This window comes from Methylopila musalis (genome assembly GCF_042679725.1).
In the GTDB taxonomy this organism is placed as follows: Bacteria; Pseudomonadota; Alphaproteobacteria; order Rhizobiales; family Methylopilaceae; genus Methylopila; species Methylopila musalis.
In genome coordinates, this window is record NZ_JBHTMX010000274.1 from 1 (window position 1) to 2,838 (window position 2,838).

The 2,838-nt window shown below is 72.4% G+C and carries 2 protein-coding genes; both read left to right on the plus strand.

What is annotated here, in order from left to right:
- The coding region (locus ACFQ4O_RS16525) for an extracellular solute-binding protein (protein WP_378777305.1) at positions 1-1,773 on the plus strand (1,773 nt) is incomplete at its 5' end.
- 19 nt (positions 1,774-1,792) lie between these two features.
- Positions 1,793-2,838: AMP-binding protein (locus tag ACFQ4O_RS16530; RefSeq protein WP_378777308.1), on the plus strand; the 1,046-nt coding region annotated here is incomplete at its 3' end.

Consider the following 2,838-nt stretch of genomic DNA (forward strand, 5'->3'; position numbering starts at 1 on the left):
GCCGCATCGCTCGCCTTCGCCGCGCCCGCTGTGGCCGCGCCGGCTCACGGCGTCGCCATGCACGGCGCGCCCGCCCTGCCGCCCGATTTCGCGAACCTGCCCTACGCCCGGCCCGACGCGCCCAAAGGCGGGCGCATCACCTATGGCTGGCTCGGCGGCTTCGACACGCTGAACCCTTACGCTTACCGGGGCGCGCAGGCGCAAGGGCTGCGCGGCGCGGTCTATGAGAGCCTGCTCGCCCGCTCCTTCGACGAGCCCTTCACGCTGTACGGGCTCGTGGCCGAGAGCGTGGAGACGCCGGACGACCGCAGCTGGGTGGCCTTCCGGCTGAACCCCAAGGCGCGCTTCTCCGACGGCGAGCCGATCACGTCCGAGGACGTGCTTTTCACGTTCCATCTGCTGCGGGAGCGGGGTCATCCGTCCTACCGCTCCAACTACCGGCGCGTGAAGGCCGCGACCGCGGACGGCGACCATGCCGTGCGGTTCGACCTCGTGGACGCCGAAGACCGTGAGATGCCGCTGATTCTCGGGCTGATGCCGGTTCTGCCCGCCCATGCGGTGGACCCGAAGACGTTCGAGGACACCACGCTGAAGCCGATCGTGGGCTCCGGGCCTTACGTGATCAGCGCGCTCGATCCGGGCCGCTCGCTGACGCTGCGCCGCGATCCCGACTATTGGGGCGCCGATCTCCCGGTGAACCGCGGCCTGAACAACTTCGACGAGATCCGCTACGACTATTACCGGGACTCGAACACCATGTTCGAGGCCTTCAAGAAGGGCCTGATCGACGTCCTGCCGGAGAGCGATCCGATCCGCTGGACCACCGGCTACGACTTCCCCGCCGTCCGCCGGGGCGACGTCGTGCTGGACCGGTTCGTCTCCGGGCGCCCCTGGGGCATGGACGGGCTGGTGTTCAACACCCGCAAGCCCCTGTTCGCCGACGTCCGAGTGCGCGAGGCGCTGAGCCTGCTGTTCGACTACGAGTGGATGGACCGCAACCTCTACGGCGGCGCGACGGAGCGCACCCGCAGCTATTTCGAGGGCTCCCACCTCGCCTCCACCGGCCGTCCGGCGGACGCGCGCGAGCGGGAGCTGCTGGCGCCCTTCCCCGGCGTGGTGCGCGACGACGTGTTGGAGGGAACGTGGCGGCCCGGCTCCACGGACGGTTCGGGGCGGGACCGGGAGCAGCTGCGCGCCGCGCTCGACCTGCTGGCGCAGGCCGGATGGCGCATCCAGAACGGGCAGTTGCGGCGCGACGGCTCCGGGGAGCCGTTCCGCTTCGAGATCCTCGTGAAGGAGAAGGAGCAGGAGCGGCTGGCGCTGGCCTACGCCCGCGGCCTCGACCGCGCCGGCGTGCGGGCGACGGTGCGGCTGGCGGACTCCACCCAGCACTTCCGCCGTCTGCAGACTTACGACTTCGACATGATCCAGTACAAATGGCTCAACAGCCTGTCGCCGGGCGTGGAGCAGAGAAAATACTGGGGCGTCGCCGCCGCCGATACGCCGGGCGAGCGCAACTACATGGGCGTGAAGGAGCCGGCGGTGGACGCGATGATCGCGGCGCTGCTCGCCGGGCGCGAACCCGCCGAATTCGAATCCGCCGTGCGCGCGCTCGACCGGGTGTTGCTGTCCGGCTTCTACGTCGTGCCGCTGTTTCACCCGAAAGAGCAGTGGGTCGCGCGCTGGACCGCCATCGGGCGACCCGACGTGACGCCGCTCTACGGCCCTGCGCCCGAAACCTGGTGGCGCGACGCGCCCGCCCGCGTCCGCTGACCTCGAAGGAGCCTCGCTCATGCGCCTCGCGCCCGCTTCCGACGCTCCCCTCGTCAACCCCGTCGCCGGGGTGTCGACGCTCGACGAGGTTCTGACCCACAACGCCCAGCGCGACCCGGACGGTCTGGCGCTGGTGGACGCCCGCCTGCGGTTCGAGGGCACATGGCGGGAGACGGACCGGGCCGTCTCGGCGCTGGCCTCCGCCTTCGCGGCGTGGCGGCTGAAGCCCGACGCGGTGGTCGGCGTCCAGCTTGGCTCGTCGTTCGAATCCGCGCTGGTCTGCCTCGCTTTGTGGCGCGCGGGTCTGGTGGCGGCGCTGCTGCCGCTCGCCTGGCGGCGGCGGGAGATCACCGAGGCGCTGAACGGCGTCGGCGCCGAGGCGGTGGTCGTGCGCACTCGCGCGGCCGGCGGACGCCCGGCCGAGGCGGTCTGCGAGGCCGCGGTCGATCTGGAGCGGCTGCGCTTCATCGGCGTGTTCGGCGAGGACGAGCCGGACGGCGCGACCCCGCTCGACGAGGTTCTGGAGCAGCACGCCGGGCGCTTCGTCCGGGCCGACCGTCCGGAGGACGCCGCCGACCACGTGGCGGTGATCACCTTCGACGCCGGGGCCGTCCCCGTCGCCCGCACCCACAACGAGCTGGTGGCGCTCGGCCTCGCGCCGCTGCTCGCGGCGAAGCTCACCGGCGGCGACCGACTGTTCTCGACGCTGGACATCGCGGGCCTGCCCGGCCTCGCCTGCGGCTTCACGCCCTGGATCGTGACGCGTTGCGCCGCCACCTTCCACCAGCCCACGGGCACCGAGGCGTTCGCGGAGGCCGCGAGGGTGTTGAACGCGACCCTGCTGGTCGCGCCGGGCGTCGCGCTGCCGCGCCTCGTCAAGGACGGCGCGCTCGCCGGAGTCACGCTCACCGCGGTCCTCGCCGCGTGGCGCGAGCCGGATCCCCGATCGAGCGCGGCGACGCCCGCGATCGCGGCGCCGACCTTCGTGGACGCGATCGCGTTCGGCGAGCTCGGCCTCGTGGCGTCCGAGCGCCCCGCCCATGGCCGCCCCGTCCCGCTGGCGCT